Annotated in this window: 4 protein-coding genes; 2 read left to right on the top strand and 2 right to left on the bottom strand. The window is 46.3% G+C overall.

The window, feature by feature from the left end:
- Position 1: 1 nt before the first annotated feature.
- Positions 2 to 13,510 (bottom strand): Ig-like domain-containing protein, encoded by a 13,509-nt coding sequence (locus FHS86_RS09585; RefSeq protein WP_429412786.1) that lies wholly within the window; start codon positions 13,508 to 13,510, stop codon positions 2 to 4.
- 264 nt (positions 13,511 to 13,774) lie between these two features.
- Here FHS86_RS09585 and FHS86_RS09590 point away from each other — a divergent pair, with 264 nt between their 5' ends.
- Positions 13,775 to 14,719 (top strand): NAD(P)-dependent alcohol dehydrogenase, encoded by a 945-nt coding sequence (locus FHS86_RS09590; protein ID WP_429412787.1) that lies wholly within the window; start codon positions 13,775 to 13,777, stop codon positions 14,717 to 14,719.
- Positions 14,720 to 14,811: 92 nt separating this feature from the next.
- Here FHS86_RS09590 and FHS86_RS09595 read toward each other — a convergent pair whose 3' ends face one another.
- Positions 14,812 to 16,968: an elongation factor G gene (locus FHS86_RS09595; protein WP_429412788.1), complete on the bottom strand. Its 2,157-nt coding sequence runs from the start codon at positions 16,966 to 16,968 to the stop codon at positions 14,812 to 14,814.
- Between the two features lie 397 nt (positions 16,969 to 17,365).
- Between FHS86_RS09595 and FHS86_RS09600 the strand changes: the two genes are divergently transcribed.
- Complete coding sequence (locus FHS86_RS09600; protein WP_429412789.1) at positions 17,366 to 19,555, top strand: peptidase domain-containing ABC transporter; 2,190 nt, start codon at positions 17,366 to 17,368, stop codon at positions 19,553 to 19,555.

The raw sequence follows: 19,555 nt of genomic DNA on the forward strand, positions 1-19,555 counted from the left end.
CCTAGCGGAAAATATAAATGATTCCGGCTTGTTTGTTTCTTCCTTCGTTATAAGTGAGCGTGTAATAATAGGTGCCCGATGGCAAGGGTTGATCGCCTCCAAAGCTTCCCTGGTTCGAATAGCCATTCCATTGGTTATCGTAAGCTTTATGCTGGTATACAACATGTCCGTAACGGTTGAAAATCTGCAACAACGAAGCAGGAAAATGTTCTATGCCATCGATGATGAGCTGGTCGTTTTTGCCATCACCATTGGGCGTAATAATTTCGGGAACCCTCAATTCTTCAATAATAAAGATTACCCAACCTGTTTTTTGATTATCACAGGGCGATAGCAGTTGATAACTCATACTGTCTTTTCCCATGAATCCTTCACCCGGATAAAACAGGAAGGTGGAATCGCCAGTTTGTTCGATGGTGCTTTCACCCAAATAACTGTAATATTCGACCATGGGCACAAAATAACCCGAATCGTTGGCCAGTACATTGAATGCTACAGAAAGGCCCGGCCATGTTTTTACGGTATCGGGGAAGGCAAAAACCGGAACTTCAGAAGGCATCACAATGCTTACCGTTGCTGTGGCCGAGTCCCCTTCGTTGTCGATAATGGTATAGGTGAACTGGTCGTTGGTGCAACTCAGGTAATCAGGCGTGTAAATTACGGTGCCTTTCGACGAATCATAATATACATCGCCGTATTGTGGATCGTTGCCGGGCACAATGTAAGTTTTTGTTGTATCGATGTAACCGTCGGGATCGGGATCGTAATCGTTCGACAAGAGTTCAATTTCAACAGGAAGCAACTGTTCTATTTCGACCAAATCATCAAGCGCTACCGGGGGCTGGTTTCGCTGTAGTACATCGATGTAAACCCATGCACTGTCGCTTGCGCCCCAAAGGTTGGTAATGCGATAGTGGAGTGAATCAGGGCCATAATAATGATCGTGTGGCCGGTAATTAATATTGTTCAAATCGGTTGATGCAGCAATTCCATTGAATGGACCGGCAAGGATGCTTACCGTATCGATGGTGCATAACTGTTGGTCGGTAATGCTGTCATTGATTAGTACCTCAAAATTAATCTGACTGTTTTCATCGACCGCCACTGAATCGTTTCGGGCAATGATTTGCTGATCCTGAGGAACGATCCATACCCATCCGGTGCCGGTGGCGCCATCCGGATCGCTGATTCGATAACTTAACCTTGAATCACACCAGTAAATGGTGTCGGCCATTAGGGTAATGGTACTATCGTTATTGAAAATGATTTGTAAAGGATCGGATACACTTTCAGCCTGCGGATGCAGGTAGATGGAGTCGCCATCAATGTCGAAGTCGTTACTTAACAGCTTGTCAAATGGGATGGTGGTGGAAACGCTGTCAGCATTCCAAACAACGGTGTCGTTCACCGCTGTTGGGGCATCGTTCATTGGCAGGATGGTAACCGAAATTTTCAGGTCGGCGGTGTCGCTTCCGGCAAGTAAAAGCTGCACATTGTAATAATCGCTTCCGATGGAGTCGGGGGCCGGCAGATAAACCAGCTGTGTATGGTTGCTGATGCTTTCCCAGCTGCCCATCTCCGGTTCTGTTAAGGCAGAAATGCTTTCAACGGAGGCAAAAAGGTTGAACCTGTCCAGCAGCGGAGCAATGTCAAATGTATCGGGGGTATCTTCGTACACCAGTTGATGATACAGGATGGTTGAACCCAGATCGATTGTAATTTTAACATTTGCAGTGGTGCAAGCTCCTTCGTCATCGCAAATGCTGTAGGTGAACTGATCGATGTCGGCATTGGCACCGGGCGAGTACAAAATGGTACCGGTTAGTCGGTCAAACTCAAGTGTGCCTTTGCGTGGTCCCTCACCGGAAATGGTGTCAAGACTCGTCCAGTCGAGCGAACCATCACTATCGAAGTCGTTCGAAAGGATATAGAGTCGCTTACTTACATTCTGTGTCACCATGTAGTGATCGTTTCCGGCAATGGGCAGGCTGTTTACCGGGCTAACCATGATGTTAATTTCGGCAAGGTCGCAGCTGCTGTCGGTATCGCAAACCTGATAAGTCATGCGGTCGAGTCCCGAAAAGTGCAAGGCCGGGGTGTAGCTCACAAGGCTGTTGTTTTGATCGAACTGGTAGCTTCCAAATTCTGGTCCGGTAAGTAGCTCAAAACTGTTTTTATCCAGCTTGTTATTCAAATAGGTTTCATCGTTGTCGATGGGATGTGGATTGTTCAGAACAATGGTGCTGTCTTCCTTTGTTTCGTAATGGTCGTTTTTGGCAAGTAACACAGCATTGCTGTTCGAACGCTTTACCAAAACGAGTACCCTGGCATTGTCGCAGCTTTGGTTTTCGCTGTTACGATCGCAAATCTTATAAGTGAATTCATCTATTCCGATGAAATTATCAAGAGGAGTATAAATGATAGCCCCGGTGATGGTATCATAGTTATAGCTACCATGTTCAGGCGCTGTTAAAATCTCAAACGATGTTGGATCGATTCCGTTGTCATCATCATAATCGTTGTTGAGAACAGGGATATTTACCGTTTTGTTAACTGTTGTGGTAATGGCATCGTCGTTGGCCACGATGGGGCTGTTGACCGGTTCGACCGTAATGTATACGGTAGCAAAATCATATATGCCTTCTTTTGAGGCCACAAGATAGGTAAGGCTGTCGAAACCGTTATAGCTGTTGTCGGGCTGGTAGTTTAAAATTTGTTCAAAGGGATCGTAGCTGGCCGTTCCATTCAAAGGCATAATTTTCAGATCGACCGACAAAGGATCGGGGACAAAGCCGTTAAGGGTGTCGTTTAAAAGTACAGGGACCTGTACCAGTTGGTTCTCGGGAGTAGCAGTTTCATCGTTTTGCGCGCCTCCGGCTTCATTCTGAACAATCACGGTGACGATTACATAAGCCCTTAATGAAGCCGAGTCGGCCAGTGAATATACAAATTCATCGATTCCTGTAAAACCGGTCGACGGGGTATAAATTACAATTGAATCGGAATCCTCATCCCTGCTCAACTGCTCAATGGCAGGTAAGTTTAGAGAAGTAGGATTGATGTTATCATCAACATCAAGTACCTGATTGAAGGCATTGAAGCTGACAGGTGTTTCAGAAGGGGTGCGTAAAATCAGGTGTCTGGCCACTGGAGGATCATTTACAGGCAATACCGTGATTTGAATCCAGGCCGAGGCACATGAATTTTCATTGTCACAGGCGCGATATTTCAGGCTGTCGGGACCATTGAAGTCTTTATCAGCCTGATACAGGATTTCGCCGGTAGCACTGTTAACACTTGTAGAACCATGCTTTGGTGCCTCAATTACCACGATGGGAGTTTTGGCCCAGTTTCCTTCATAATTGTTATCGGGGTCCGAAACACTGGCCATCACATCAATGAAAGTAAAACTGTCTTCGTAGAGTGCGATGGTATCATTGAGTGCCGTAACCGGGTCATTTTCGCCAATTATTTTAATGGTGAGCCCTGCATTGGCTGTTGCCCCTGCTTCATCTTCCACTGTATAAGTGTAGGTTTCAGTTACGGTTTGGTTCGGTCCCAACTGATCAATCACTTCCGGATTGGGGGCTGTAAAAACAACGCTGCCGCTATCGGCCCAGTAAATTTCGCCATACACCCCTTTGATGATACCACTCTTGTCCCCTTCGATACTGATAATACGAAGGCTGTCACGATCGGAATCATAATCGTTAAATAATAAGCCTTTCTCCAGCTGAACCGGCTTGTTTTCGAAAACAATCAGTGTGTCGTTGATGGCAACGGGTGCATTGTTGATACCCATTATGCTGATGTTGATGGTAGAGGTATCGCTGGCATTGAATTCATCTTCGATGGTATAAATGAACTGTTCACTCAGGAATTCATCGGGCCTGAGTTCAACCGCTGCAGCCGAATCGGGGCGATAGGTAAAACCTCCGTCGGCTTGCCAGAAGAGTTGTCCCCATTTACCCGTAATTTCACCTGAGTCAGCATCATCAACTTTAGTAATGACCTGTGTGAGGCCATCTACGTCGTAGTCGTTGTCCAAAAGGTCGTTGATGCTGTCGGGTGTTATTTGAATGATGGCTCTGTCGATGGTTTGATAGGCATCGAACAGTGCTACCGGGGCATCATTTAAGCCGGTGATTTCAATGGTAAAAATGGCAGTATCGGTGCCGCCGAACGGATCTGTGAGCTGGTAAACAAATACTTCTTTCACAGTATCTCCCAGAGCAAGTTGGTTGCTTTCTTCATGGTTAACTACAAAGGTGTAGTGGCCGTTTTCGCTCCAGAAGAGGGTTCCGTACTGACTGGTTATTACGTGGCTGGTATCGGCATTAATATATTGAATGCTTAGCAGGTCGTTGTCGACATCCGTATCGTTTTCAAGTAGCGAAGTTTGTTCCGATGGAGCGCTTATCGAATCAATGTCTTCGTTGATCTGCACAAAATCGTTTACGGCAAGTGGAGCATCATTTTGTCCTGTAATGTTCACTATAATTTTAGCCTGGCTGGTGGCCGAATGAATGTCGGCAATGGTGTAGTAAAACGTTTCGGTGATGAATTCACCGGCATGTAAACTGTCGCAGGCTGGGTTCAGATGGTAACTTGCTGCACCGTTGGCCGCAATGTGCAGAATACCATAGTTTCCGGTGAGTTGAGTGCTTGTTTCGTTTCCTGAAATTTGCACCATAAGCGGGTCATCGTCGACATCGACATCGTTGCTGAGCAAGCCCGTGTCGTCTTCTTTGTAGTGAACCAAACCCTCGTCTTCAAAAATAGTAATGGTGTCGTTTACTGCAAGTGGCGCGTCATTGCTACCGGTAATGGTGATGGTCAGGGTGTCGGTGGCAGTGGCTCCATGCCGGTCGCTTATCATGTAAGCAAAGCGGTCGAATGCTTTTTCATTTTTATAAAGAGAGTCTGTCGCTTCCTTCTTGTTGTAATAGGTATATGATCCGTTGATATTCCATTCAAGGTGGCCAAATTGTCCCGGGGTGACTTTTGCTGTATCTTCTTTTACACTGATGACTGTGATGCTGTCGTTGCGATCGACATCATAATCGTTGAACAAAAGGTATTCGTTGGGCGAACTGCTGATGGATACAGCATTCTCAAGCATCGAATTTTTGTCGGCCCGGGCAAGTGGTGCATCATTGACCCCTGCAAGCTGCAATACCAGCAATGCCCTTGCGGTATCACCCTGCTCGTCGACAATGCTGTAAGGGATGTGGTCGGTAATGAGATCTCCGGCAGCCAGCGTGTCGGGCCCCTTGGTCCAGGGTTCGTTGATGTGTCGCTGGTAGCGATAATGACCAGCATCATTCCAGTTAAACAAGGCAAAACGACTTTCGGCTGGTGAACTGTTCTGATCATTTAAACGGAAAAGGCTGAAGCTGTCGCCATCGTTGTCCTGATCGTTTTCGAGCAGTGAAACTTCAGAATCGAAGATCAGTACATCTTCATTCAAACGCAGGGTGTCGTTCATCGAAACCGGCTGATCATTTTCCCCGATAATGGTAATGTAGAAAACAGCACTGTCGCTGTCGTAACTGTCACTGATCACAAAGCGGAATGAATCGATTACCGTTTCTCCTGCCGAAAGGGTATCGGTCGATGGGTAAAGCTGATAGTTGAAACTACCGTTGTAATTCCAGTCGAGTGTGCCAAAATTACCGCTAGCCGGCGTCAAAAGCGTATCGTTCACCGAAGTAATTCCGAAATTAAGGTGATCGTCAACATCGCTTGCAGCGGCTATGATGCCTGAATTCCGTTCGCTGACCGACAGTACGACTGCATTTTCATAAATCAGGGTGTCACGGCGAAGTGCTAGCGGCGGGTCATTTTCACCGGTAATGGTAATGTACAGGCTGGCATTATCGGTAGCGCCATGCTGGTCGCTTACCTGGTAAGTAAATACATCGCTTGCCGTTTCATTTTTCGACAAGGTGTCGATTACACTTGTATTGGTGGTGTAAGTGTAAGCTCCCGAGGCATCCCAGCTAAGGCTTCCATAAGCTCCTTCAAGCTGTCGTGTGCCTTGTCCGTTAACTGCCACAACAATCGGATCACGGTCAATGTCTCCGTCGTTGGCGAGCAGGCCATTCAGCGAATCGACCATAGTAAGGTGCTGGTCTTCGAAAATTGAGAGAAAGTCGTCGGATGCAAAGGGCTTATCGTTCAGTCCATTGATTACTATCACGATTCGTGCCGTATCGATTGCTCCAAAGAAATCGCTGATGGTATAAATAAACTCGTCGCTTATTGAGGCATTGGCCCCAATCTGTATTACGGTGTCAGGATCGGGTGTGTAGGTGAATCCGCCCTGCGTTGTCCATTCAAGCGTTCCAACTTTAGAACTAATCAGTCCACTGGTGTTTCCTTCTACTTTAACAATTTCGAACGGATCGTTATCAATATCGTAATCGTTGAACAGAATCGCCTTGCTGTTTCCGGGGGTGATGATAATTTCCTCGATGTTCTGATCAATTATTACTGTATCGTTGCTTGCAACAGGCGCATCGTTTACCCCGATCAGTTGAAGGGTGATCAGTGCAGGAGTTGTGCTGGTGTCGATTTGATCACTCAGCGTGTAGTAATATTGAATGCTGACTTGTTCACCCTCTTTTAAAGGATCGGTTTCAAGTGTATTTTCAACAAAAGTCCATGCTCCAAACCTGTTCCAGTAAAATGAACCATACGACGAAATTAGCGGAGATTGATTACCGAAATTCAAGGAGTGTACTTCCATCTCAAGATTTTCCGGATCGGAATCGTTCGTTAGCAGGTTCGAATAGGATGCATCGCCGCTTCCTGCTTCTACAAATCCCTCCACAAAGGTGAAACGATCGTTGCTTGCCACCGGAATATCGTTGGTTCCATTAATACGAATTACAAAGGTATTGACGCCTGTCGCCAGGGAGTCGTCAACGATGGTGTATTCAAAGGGAAGAAGAATCTGCTCACCTTGTTCCAGACTGTCGAGTACGGCGGTTAAGGTAAATTCGAGTTGTCCGGAACTTTGCCATGAAAGTGGTCCGTATGTAGTGTTAAGTGGCGAGGTCAATTGTCCTTCTACTTCCAACATGCTAAATGAATCGCCATCGATGTCCTTATCGTTGAACAAGGCATTGATGCCTGATAAAACGGCCTGGTTTTCATCCATGTCGAAGGTGTCGGCTACTGCAGCAGGATGATCGTTCATTGGCAAAATGTCAATGATGACAGTATCCTTTCCGCACAGCAAGTCATCGTCGCACACGGTGTAAATGAAACTGACCTTTCCATTAAAATCAGCTTTTGGAAAGTAGGAAAGCAAGCCGGTACTTCTTTCAATATGGACAGCACCATGAGCACCGGCGCTGCCACTATCGGCAGGCATGATTTCATAAGTAAGAAGCGATGGATCGTCATCGACATCATAATTACCCGACAAGGCTACATTCAGCAGGGGGTAATCTTCGAGTGTAAGCAATTCGTGTTTTTCAGGTCGCGGCGCATCGTTTACCGGCAAAATCGTTATGGTGATGTTTGCATCGGCAGCTGCGAAATCGCTTCCGTCCGAACTGTTGTATTCAAAGTGGTCGTTTCCGTTCCAGTCGGTATCGGGCAGGTAGGTCAGTTGCGAAACGTTGTTGCGTGAAATTTCGAAACCTTCATTGACGGGTGTTGCCTGATAAAACAATTTTCCGTTCTGTGGAAGTGAAACGATGCGTATGCTTTGCAGTTGGTCCCAGTAATCGGCATCTTCGAAAGGATGGTTGAGGCCATCAGGATTGAAATCCTGAACATCGAAGGCCAGGGTTTCATCTTCCTTTCCGGTGACCAAAAAATCGTAAACCACCGGCGGTGTGTTTACATAACTAAGCTGAATCAGAGCACTTCCTGTATGGTCACCATCGGAAACAGACCAGGTAACGGAGGTAGTTCCTTCAAAGCCAAAAGCAGGTTGAAAGCGCAATTCGTTCAGTTCTGCAAAAGGAATGGCGAAATTTTCCTGGGTGATGATGGTGCTTCGGTAGCGGTAAACTCCTTCATTTCCTGCGTGGGGTAAATTAGAAAGATAAAGTGTTTGCGGGCTGTCGTATCGGTCAACATCACTGAAATGATTCAACAGTTCTGCCTTGGTGATAATGGTGATCTGGTCTTCGGGAATGTCGTTGATGATGATGTCGCTCAATACCGGGGCTGTATTGTAATAATTGATGATGACCCTGGCCGGCTGCACGGCAAAATTATAGCGGTCGTTGGCATTCCAACTGAACGAAACCGGACCGTTAAAGCCATTGGCAGGAGTATAACTCAGCACGTTTAAGTCATCGTCAATTTCATAATTCCTGATCACCAGCGGCTGATCAATGCTGCTTCCTGCTAAATCAAGCGCTCCAGCCTGAAGTTCCATGGGGTTTAGCAGGGTAAGGCTGTCGAAAATGAATGAATTGCCCAGTTGGTGACTCATCCTGTCGATAAAGTGTTTTCGTGTGATTTGAACCACTGAATCCTCCGGTACACTGAAAACAAGATCAGCAAGAACGGGCGGATCGGGTTCCTCTTGCACCTCAATAATGGCCATGGCAGTCGACGCGGCCCAGTCGTACCCATCGTGTCCGTTCCAGTTAAATGAGCTTGTTCCGTTCCAGTTCGCATCGGGGTAAAAAATCAGCTGGCTGATTTGGCTGGCGGAAAAGGCAGTTCCGGCCTGATAAACAGTGCCATTTAACCTAAAGTGTCCATTGGACGGATTCGAAGTAATTTTTACCGAATCGAGCGTTTGCAACGGATCGTTGCTTTCAAAATTTTCTTCGAATTCAATGGTTCTGAAGGTGTAATTGGTGTTTTCAACCAGAACAATTTTCAGGTTGCCTAAGGTGGGCAAATGGTTGAGGACATCGAAATAAACTGTTGTTGTGTCACTGCAATGAAGGCTGTTGCTAACGATCAGTTCCACTGCATTGCTGTCGACAATATTTTCAAAGAACACATCCTGCGGATTTTGAACAAGATGATTTGTTGCTTGTCCGTCGCCAAAATTCCAGGTCCAGCTGTCGATGGTTCCCAAATCGGTGGTCGAAAGATCGGTGTAATCAACAGTGCTGCCCCGGAATACGGGTTGCGGGTCGTATCCGAAGGCAGCCTGAAGATCGTTGATAGCTACTGTGTGTGAAGTAGAATCGGTACAAAATTTATCGTCGGTAACAATGTGATATACGGTTATATTTTCTCCTTTGAGTGAATCGGCAAAACGATGATTTGCCGTTGTTCCGCTTTTCTGAACAGTGCCGAAATCCCAGCTGTAACTGGTTATCTGATTGCCGTTTCCTGCAGTGGCACGGCTGGTGAATGTGAGCTCTTCCCAGGCACAGGCCTGTACTTTGCTCATGTCGAAATCGGCGTTTAGGTCATCGCTGTTGTATATAAAAATGGCATCTTCTTTTTTCAGCGTGTCGCTGCATCCCAGCTGGTTGTAGGCGATGAGTGCCGGACTGTAGGTGCCTCCCTGTGGATAGGCGTAAACCGGGTTTTGTGTAGTGGAAGTGTCGTTCACTGCAGGTCCAAAATCCCACTGCCAGGCAGAAATGTCATATAGCGGATCGGTAGAAATACTTTGGTCGGTAAACTGTATTCCATAGCCCTGGCAGATGCTGTCGAAGTCAAAGCTGAAATTGGTAGCAGGCGGGGTACTGGTATAAATGCTTCCCCTGGCCGGGTTGTCGTAGGCATACTGGCCACAAACCGAATCGGTTAAAATGATTTTAGGCAGTCGGTATCCCAGGGTATCGTAGGCATAGCTTGTTTGCATGGTACTTACCGAAGGGGAAGTTACCGTGTCGCGCGCAACGATGCCTGTTCCAAAGTCCCAGTCGATATAGCTTACCCTGTTTAAACTGCTAACCGAAAAGTTGACCTTGTTGGGGGCACAACCGGCTGTAAGATCATAGTCGAAGATTCCAAAGGCACCATCGGCCGTAATGTAGCCAGCTTTGCTAACCGTGCGACTGCAAGAACCCTTGAAATTTACGGTAAGTGTAACATCGTAAACTCCAGGTGTAACATAGTAATTCTTTGGATTCCTTTGTGTTGAGGTATTGCCGTCGCCAAAACTCCAGAAATAACTCTGCACATCGGCGGCATCGGCATCGGGTGTAAAATACGCAAAAGCCGGAGCACAACCGATGTTGGTTTCGGGAACCGAGAAATCGGCAGTGGCATCAATGACCCTTATTTTTACCGTGTCGGTTTTTGCACAACCATCGGCTACTTCGGCTGTTAGCAGGGCCTTGTAGCTCCCGCTAACTGGGTAACTGTATTCAATGGATGAAAGGTCGTAAGTTGTGCTGTCGACCGTGCCATTGCCATCAAAATCCCATTTGAAAGAAACAATGTTGCCTGTCGACTGATTGCTGAAAACAATGCTGTTGTTGCTGCAAGTCACGGTATCAGCTAGCGCAAGGGCAGGCTCAAAGGGGATGATGTTGACTAGCTGACTGTCGGTTTTTGTGGCAATGCATCCGTTTTGATCTTCGATGGTGAGTGAAACTGTGTAAACTGAATCGACGGCATACAGGTGTTTGGGATTTTCGAGCGTGCTGCTGTTGCCATCTCCAAAATTCCAGGTAAATACATCATTGGCCGGAATTGCCGTATCGAAGAATGGTTTGGTTGATTGGTTGCTAAAAGTGATTTCGGTATCGGTACAGGTCAGTGCCGGTGCATGGTTGAAATCGACAATGGGTCCTTTCACCCTGATGAAGTCGGTGGCAAGGTATTCGTAGTTACAGCCATCGGCTCCAACTGCCACAATGCGCACATCGTACGATCCCGGTTGAGTAAAAGTATACTCAATGTCAGAGTTCGAAGTGGTGTCATCCACTATTCCGTCGTTGTTAAAATCCCATTCGAAGAGCTGGGAATTGTAATTTGATGAGAAGCGGCTGGTAAGCTGTTCGGTAAAATTAACAGTAAGTGGCACACAGCCTGTAAGTACATCGGCTGTAATCACGGCACCGCTGTCGTCGAAGGAGAAAATATCGATGGTTTCGGTGTAGCTGTTGGTACAGCCGGTAAGGGTGTTGGTGGCTGTAAGTGTTATGTCGTAACTGCCTGTCGCGGTGTAGGAATGAGACTGTGTTGCGTCATCAGTGGTGCGGGTGGTTCCATCGCCAAAATCCCAGGTAAAACTGGTATTGCTTTTTTCGTAGGAGCTGTTATTGTAGAACGTTACATCATAGGGTGCTGCGCAGAAGGTGTTTTGCGAGGGTGAAAATTCAGCTCTTGGCCCATCAACCAGCACATCTTTCACAATGGTGGTGTCGGAAAAACAGCCATTCATGCTGGTAATAATTTGAATTTCAAATTTTCCGGTGTCTTCAAATGCGTAGTTAAACTGGTAGGGAGAGGTTCCGGGATTGGTATATTCGCGGCGGTTGTTGGTATCGATCAACCATAGCTGATCGATGGCCCCGGTATAGGTGATTTCTAATTCAACCCCATCGTTATAACAAGAACTTGCATTCACCGGAACAACCTTGTCGATGACTGGTTTAAAGCCCAGCTCTACTGCTTCGCTTCGGCTGGCAGTGTAGGTACAGCCTTTGTTGGTCGTAACGCTTACACTAATGTCGTAGGCTCCCGGCGCTGCATAGATGTGGTCGGGTGTTGCTCCTGTCCCTGTTTGTCCGTCGCCAAAGTCCCAGCTGTAGCTGACTGCCCTTTCGAAATCCGATTCAAAATCGGCCCTGAATTTAGTTGGCGAACCGTCGAAACAACTAAGCGTGCCATCGGTTACGTACAATTTTACCCCCGGGGTATTCAGCGTCAGGGTGTCGGTAATGTTTCCTTTGCGATTGTTGATGTCGGTGGTTTCGAGTAATACAACATAGTCGCCTTCGTTGGCCAGGGTGTGGGTGAACTGTGCTTCGGTAGAAAGCAGCGTGCTGTCTCCGTCGATAAGGTACCAGTTTTGACTTACGATCTGATTTCCCAAATGGGTAGTTGAAGTATTGGTAAAGCTGACTTCAAAACTATCGACGCTGCACTTGTAGTCTGTTGTGTAAGAAAAAGAAGCTGTTACCTGGTCGATGTTCAGATTCTTGACTAGCTCCAGTTCGCAGGCATCGGGATAGGCAGCGATGAGTTTTACCGGGTGGATGCCCGGAGTTAGGAAGGTGTAGTCAAACGCCTGCTGTTTGCTTTCAATGCTGTTGTTGTTATCGACGTGCCACTGGTAACTCAAAGCAGGTTCAACGCTTAAGGCCTTTAAATGAATTGTGTCGCCGGTGTAATAAAGCGGGTCGGTAAGAAAATCGACCGAATTGATGGTATTGAAAGACAGTGTGTCGTGGTACACTTCAGAAACACAACCTTTTGCAGAGGTGGTAACAAGCGAAACAGGGTAACTGCCAGTTCCAAGGGGAGAAAAATCGAAGCTTATTTCTGCTTTGTCTTCCGAAACGGAATTGTTGTTAATGGTCCACTGATAGTTGCTTACCGTGCTGTTTTTAACGGTTGAGGCATCGTTGAAAACAGTAAGCGAAGGCTCGCATGAATTGCTTTTGGTGTAGGTGAAAGCGGCTTCGGGACGGTCGTCCACTTCGAATAGTTCGAAGGCGGTAGCAGAAGCCTGGCATCCATACTGGTCGGTAACTTCGAGCAGTACGTTGTATTTGCCGTCGGCCAGCTGGCTAACATTTACATTGGGTGGACTGGTATTGAAGGTGGCCGGATGCTTTTCGAAAAAATACCAGTAGTGATAACTGTCGGTACCTCCTGTAATGGCTTCAACATTTTGACCGTTAATCGTTTTTGCTGCTACCAATACAGGAGTGCCAGTAGAAGAAATGGTCAGGTCGACGGGTTCGCAGCCAGTCACTCCCACAGCTCCGATCGCTGGTTTTGGCCGGGGATAAATGTAAATGTATTCGCTGTGTGTACTTTCGGTTGCGAGTCCCTGGTTGATGAGCAGGGTAACGCGGTAGCGGCCGGGTGTATTGTAGATGGCTGAAGGGTTGGCTAAGGTGGAAGTATTTCCGTTTCCGAAGGTCCAGTTGTAGGAGGAAGCGCCTTTTGAAAGGTTGGTGAAGCGAACCTGCCTGTAACCGCAGCCCATTTGGTAGTCCATTTTGAAAGCAGCATAAGTGCCGGGATGATGGACGGTGATCTGAAAATTGGCGGTTCCGGAAGCTCCGTTTCCATCGGAAGCATTGACATTCAAATAGATTGTTCCTGCAGTAAGCGGAGTTGCCGTAATGGTTCTGGTGGCCGGATTAAAGTTCCATCCCGAGGGCAAAGCCGATATGCTGTAGCTTAGCTGGTCGCCGTTTTCATCTTTAAAAGCATCGCCGGGTAGGGTATACGAGAAGGCAGAACCTGCCTCGGCATGCTGATTGGGAATACCCCGATCGAGCACTGGTGGAAGATTCTGTGATATCGATAATAAAGGCAGAAAGAGCAGATTGAGCAAAGCAATCAGCCTCCCGATCCTATGCCAGTTTACACACCCACACAGCTTCATTTGTTTCTCTTTTCAACCCTCCCAATAATCCGCAACACCTGGAAAGGCCGTGTTCAGGCAAGCATCGTGTTCGAATATTGCCTGTGCTTAATTAAAAGGCTAAAATATAAAAATCTGTTGAAGGTGTATAATTTTCAGCAATTTAATTGTAGCTTAAGTTAAATTCTCAGAGGGATCATCAAGCAGCACTTTTTCGAATATCGTTTCGTAACTTTGGTAAGCATCAAATTTCATAAATTATTAATTTTTAAACCTCCAACTGAAATGAAAGCCATTGTTTATCAAAGAAGGGGAGCCCCCGAAAAACTACTGCTGAGAGAAGTGGAAAAACCAGTGCCCGGAGAACACGAGGTTTTAGTAAAAATTTATGCCTCCTCGCTGAACGCAGCCGACTACCGTTCAATGCAGATGGGCATCATCCCCGGGCGTCGGATTTTTGGGGCCGATGTTGCCGGCATTGTTGAAGCAAGCGGGGCTAAAGTTACACTATTCAAGGTTGGCGATGCGGTAATGGGTGACCTTTCGAATGCCGGCTTTGGTGCTTTGGCTCAATATGTGGCCGCCAATGAAAAGCTGTTGGTGCTTAAGCCCGAATCGATTTCTTTTGAAGAAGCAGCTGCTATGCCACTGGCAGGTTTAACTGCCCTCGTTGCGCTGCGCGACAAGGGACAAGTTAAGAAGGGGGAAACGCTTTTGCTGGTTGGCAGTGCCGGTGGAGTAGGAACGTATGCCCTTCAACTTGCAAAGTTTTATGGTGCCCGGGTAAGTGCTGTTTGTAGTGCCCGCAACGCCAAACAGTCGCTTGATTTGGGGGCCGATGAGGTGATAGATTATACCCAAACTGATTTTACCCGACTGGATAAGCGTTTCGACCTGGTGGTGGCTGTAAACGGGAAACGTTCACTGCGTAGTTATTACAAAATGCTGAAACCAGGAGGACGTTATGTGATGGTGGGCGGTGCGCTGTCGCAGGTGTTTCAGGCAATTCTGCTGGGTTGGTTATTTTCCTTTGGATCTCGAAAAGTGAAAGCTTTGTCCTTCCAAGCCAGGCGTGACGATCTTCTGTTTTTAGCCCGGCTGACGAACGAAGGTCACCTTCAGTCGATAATCGACCGAAACTATCCGCTGGAAGAGACAGCAGCTGCATTTTCATACCTTCGGCAGGGGCATGCACGTGCCAAAGTTGTAATCACTTTACACCGTGAATAAGAATATTTTATAAGAAAGAAGTAAAAAAGCCCGGATATGAACCCGGGCCTTTCTGTTGATTTAGTTTATAAAATTGGTTGCTATTGGTTGCATTACTCTTCGCTATTTTCAGCTTCATAAGCTTTCAATAGTTCGTCCTGAACTTCGGCAGGTACTTTTTCATAGGCGTCGAATTCAAAATTGAACCAGCCACGGCCACCAGTGAGCGAATTGAGTGCTGTGGTGTAGTTGTCCATTTCTTTTAATGGTACTTTGGCTGAAATTTTTTCGTAGCCTTTTTCACTGCCCATGCCCATAATTAATGCCCGACGTCCCTGTAGGTCACTCATTACATCGCCCATGCGATCGCTTGGGGTATATACATCGAGATTGTATACCGGTTCAAGAATTTTTGGGCCGGCCTTTTTGAAAGCCTGACTGAATGCATTGCGACCCGCCAGTTTGAATGAGATTTCGTTCGAGTCGACCGGGTGCATCTTTCCATCATAAATACACACTCTGATGTCGCGTGCATAGGATCCGGTAAGTGGTCCTTCTTCCATTTTTTCCATGATGCCTTTTAAAATGGCAGGGTGGAAGCGGGCATCGATTGAGCCACCAACAATGCAGTTACAGAATACCAGTTTTCCGCCCCATGTTAAAGTGACTTCTTCTTTTCCACGAAGGTTAACTACCCATTCTTTTCCGTCGATTTTGAAATTTTTCGGATCGGGCATGCCTTCTTCGTATGGTTCAATAATCATGTGTACTTCGCCAAACTGGCCTGCACCACCCGATTGTTTTTTGTGCCGGTAGTCCGACTGAGCTGCTTTGGTGATGGTTTCACGATAAGGCACTCTGGGTGGCAGAACCTGAACTTCGATTTTGTATTCTTTTTCGAAGAACCATTTCAGTACGTTGATGTGGTATTCACTCTGTGCCTGTACGATAAGTTGTTTGAGTTCCTTCGAATAGTTTACAATGTACGAGGGGTCCTCGTCGCGCATGCGATGGAGTACTTCACCCACTTTTTCCTCATCGGTTTCGTTGACCGCTTTAAAAGCCACTGTGGTGAGTGGTTTTGGAAACTCAATGGGAACAAATTTGTAGTCAGCCTCTTTGGTGCTGAGGGTATGATTTACCTTGGTTTCTTTCAGTTTTACAGTGGCTCCAAGGTCTCCTGCACACAATTCGTTTACTTTGATGCGGTTTTTACCGGCTACCATGAAGATTTGTGAAAGGCGTTCCTTGGCCGATTTGTTGGTGTTGATGAGGTCCATGCCTTCGGTGATTGTTCCCGACATCACCTTGAAATAGGTCACCTCGCCAATGTGCGATTCCATGGTGGTTTTGAAGACAAAAAGCGAAGCGGGTCCTGCCGGATCCATAACAACTTCTTTGCCCTTGGCTTCCTTGCGCATGGGCACCTCGTTTGGTGGTGGAACAATGTTGGTAATGAACTCCATGAGACGACGGATGCCCATGTCCTTTTTGGCGCAGGTGCAAAAAACGGGGAAAAGACTTCGGTCAGTCATTCCAAGCCGCATGCCCTGGCGCATTTCGTCTTCCGATAAAGAGCCTTTATCGAAATAGAGTTCCATGAGTGCTTCGTCGTTTTCGGCCGATTTTTCTACGAGTTCATTGTGTAGTTCATCAGCACGTTCCTGTTCTGAAGCGGGGATATCGAGAATCTGAGGTTCGCCTCCGTCGGCTCCCCATTGATACATTTTCATTTTAAGTACGTCGATTACCTGATTGAAATCAGGACCGGCATTTACAGGATACTGAACAATGGTTACACTTTTGCCAAAGCGGCTTTTGGCATCATCAATCACATTTTCGAAGTTGACATTTTCATGGTCGAGCCCGTTCATGACCATGATGACCGGTGTGTGATTCTTATCGGCAATACGCATGGCGTTTTCGGTCCCGGCACCAATGCCATCACCTGTGTTCACAACACAAAGGGCTGTCGATACCACATTGAGTGATGAAGTAACTGCTCCGGCAAAAGCTTTCATTCCCGGAGTGTCGATGATGTTGATTTTTTTGTTGTTGTATTCGGTGGAGAGCAGGGATGAAAAAATCGAATTGCCGTAGTCGTGTTCAATGTCGGTGTAGTCCGAAGCTGTGTTTTTTGCTGTTACCTCACCACGGCGGTTCAGAATACCACCCTCGAAAAGCATCGCTTCAGCGAGGGTGGTTTTCCCAGCCCCGGCATTGCCAATTAATGCTACGTTTCTAATCTGTTCAGTTTTATAAGTTTTCATACGTCAAATTTTTTGTTTTCAATGGAAACGTATTCCCGGATGATCAGGTTATTCAACGGAGAATTAAATTTTCTTTATTTAGTTGATTCTCGGTTGTTCAATACGTGATTGAAAAGGTTTTTACGGTATAGAATCTAACGGTTTTTTGTATGCGAACACCAAAATTAGTAATAATTTGATAACAATCAAGTGTTGCCAAATTAAAGTAAAAAAATAAGTGAAAAACATTCAGAAATGCACTGCTGACGTGCAATGGGAGAAGTGTTAAAAAAAATTAAGCAAGAAGTTAAAACGCTGTTTCCATCACTTTTTTTAAGGCCATATTTGTGCTGTTTATATCGTCACGATTTTCAATATTCGTTATAAAATGTATTTTTGTTTAGACAGAATTGCTTTTATGCCTAAGTTCCCTCATTTTTATCAGCTCGATGCGATGGATTGCGGACCTACCTGTATCCGAATGGTAGCTGCTTTTTATGGCCGAAGTTATTCGCTACAGACACTGCGCGAGCGAAGCTCAATTAGTCGCGAAGGAGTTTCGCTGCTTGGCATGAGCGATGCAGCCGACACAATAGGATTGAGGAATGTGGGCGTGCGTATTCCATTTGAAAAGCTTGAAAAAGAAGTGCCCTTGCCCTGTGTGGTGCATTGGGAACAAAAGCATTTTGTGGTAGTTTATAAGCTGCACGGAAACAAAGTGTGGGTGGCCGATCCTGCCCGTGGAAAAATATGCTATCGCAAGGAAGAATTTCTTAATGGATGGATCGGAACGCGTGCTCAAGGGCAGGAAATGGGACTTTGCCTCTTACTCGAGCCAACACCGGATTTTTATTCTTTTGAAGATGAAAAGCCCGATCGCAGCTCATTTCAATTTTTGTTTTCATACATTAAGCCCTACAGGAAATACCTGGTACAACTATTTCTTGGTCTCCTGCTCGGCAGCTTTTTTCTTCTCATCATCCCTTTTTTAACCCAGGCGGTAGTCGATATTGGTATTAATAACAGCGATACCGGATTTATTAGCCTTGTTTTACTTGCGCAATTGGTGCTCTTTATCAGCATGACATCGGTTGAGTTGATCCGAAGCTGGATTTTGCTTCATTTGAGTACCCGGGTGAATATCTCATTGATTTCCGATTTCCTGGTGAAGCTCATGCGGCTTCCCATCGGTTTTTTCAATTCAAAACTCATCGGCGACCTGCTTCAGCGGATTGGAGATCATTCACGAATTGAACGTTTCCTTACCTCGTCGACGCTCAATGTCATGTTTTCAGTTTTTAACCTGCTGGTTTTCGGTGTTGTATTGCTGATTTATTCCTGGGTTATTTTTCTGATTTTTGCGCTTGGAGTGTTACTTTATCTGCTTTGGATCAAGCTTTTCATGAAGAAAAGAAGAAAGCTTGATTACCTTCGCTTTGAACAGCGCAGCAAGAATCAGAGTAAATTGATTGAACTGATTAACGGCATCCAGGAAATAAAGCTGAATAATTGTGAAAAGCAGAAACGCTGGGAGTGGGAAAGTATACAGGCGCGGTTGTTTCGGGTCAATTTAAAAAGCCTTTCACTGAGTCAGACGCAGGATCAGGGAGCCGCGTTTATTATGAGACTTGTAACGATTTTAAGCACTTTTTTTGCAGCCATCGACGTGATTGAAGGTCGGCTTACCCTGGGCGCCATGCTTGCTGTTACCTACATTATTGGACAGATGGCTTCCCCGGTCGATCAGCTTTTGCGCTTTATACAATCGGCGCAGGATGCGCGTATCAGTCTTGAACGTTTTGGCGAAATTCACGATCAACCCGATGAGGAGGAAGCGCTGTATGGAAAAGTAGAAGAGCTTCCCGTTGACCGGTCAATCACGATGCACAAGGTCGCTTTTCAATACGAAGGGCCTCGTTCACCTTTTGTCCTGCATTCGGTTAATTTGAATATACCTCAGGGAAAAACAACAGCCATTGTTGGTTTAAGCGGAAGTGGAAAGACCACCCTCATGAAGCTTTTACTTGGTTTTTTCGAGCCGGTTGAAGGAGAAATCAGTGTGGGGCATGTGAAACTGAAAAATCTGTCAGGCCGTCTGTGGCGCAATCAATGCGGTGTTGTCATGCAGGACGGTTACCTGTTTTCTGACTCCATAGCCGGTAATATAGCCGTAGGCGATGAAGTGGTTGACAAGGAGCGCTTGTACGAAGCGGCCGATCTGGCCTGCATTCGCGAGTTTATTGAGGGCTTGCCTCTGGGTTATAATACCAGGGTAGGACAGGACGGGATTGGCTTAAGTCAGGGACAAAAGCAGCGACTACTCATTGCCAGGGCCATGTACAAACAGCCTGAATATCTTTTTTTCGACGAGGCAACCAATGCACTCGATGCACAAAACGAACGCCGCGTGATCGAAAATATCAACCGGTTTTCAGAAGGCAGAACGGTTCTGGTAATAGCACACCGGCTGAGCACTGTTAAAAAGGCCGATCAGATTGTTGTGCTCGATGATGGACGTATTGTGGAAAGTGGAACTCACGAGGCATTGATCGCACAAAAAGGGAAATACTACCATCTGGTAAAAGATCAGTTAGAGCTTGGTAACTAA

Origin of the sequence: Roseimarinus sediminis (assembly GCF_050433125.1) — a bacterium.
Classification (GTDB): Bacteria; Bacteroidota; Bacteroidia; order Bacteroidales; family Prolixibacteraceae; genus Roseimarinus; species Roseimarinus sediminis.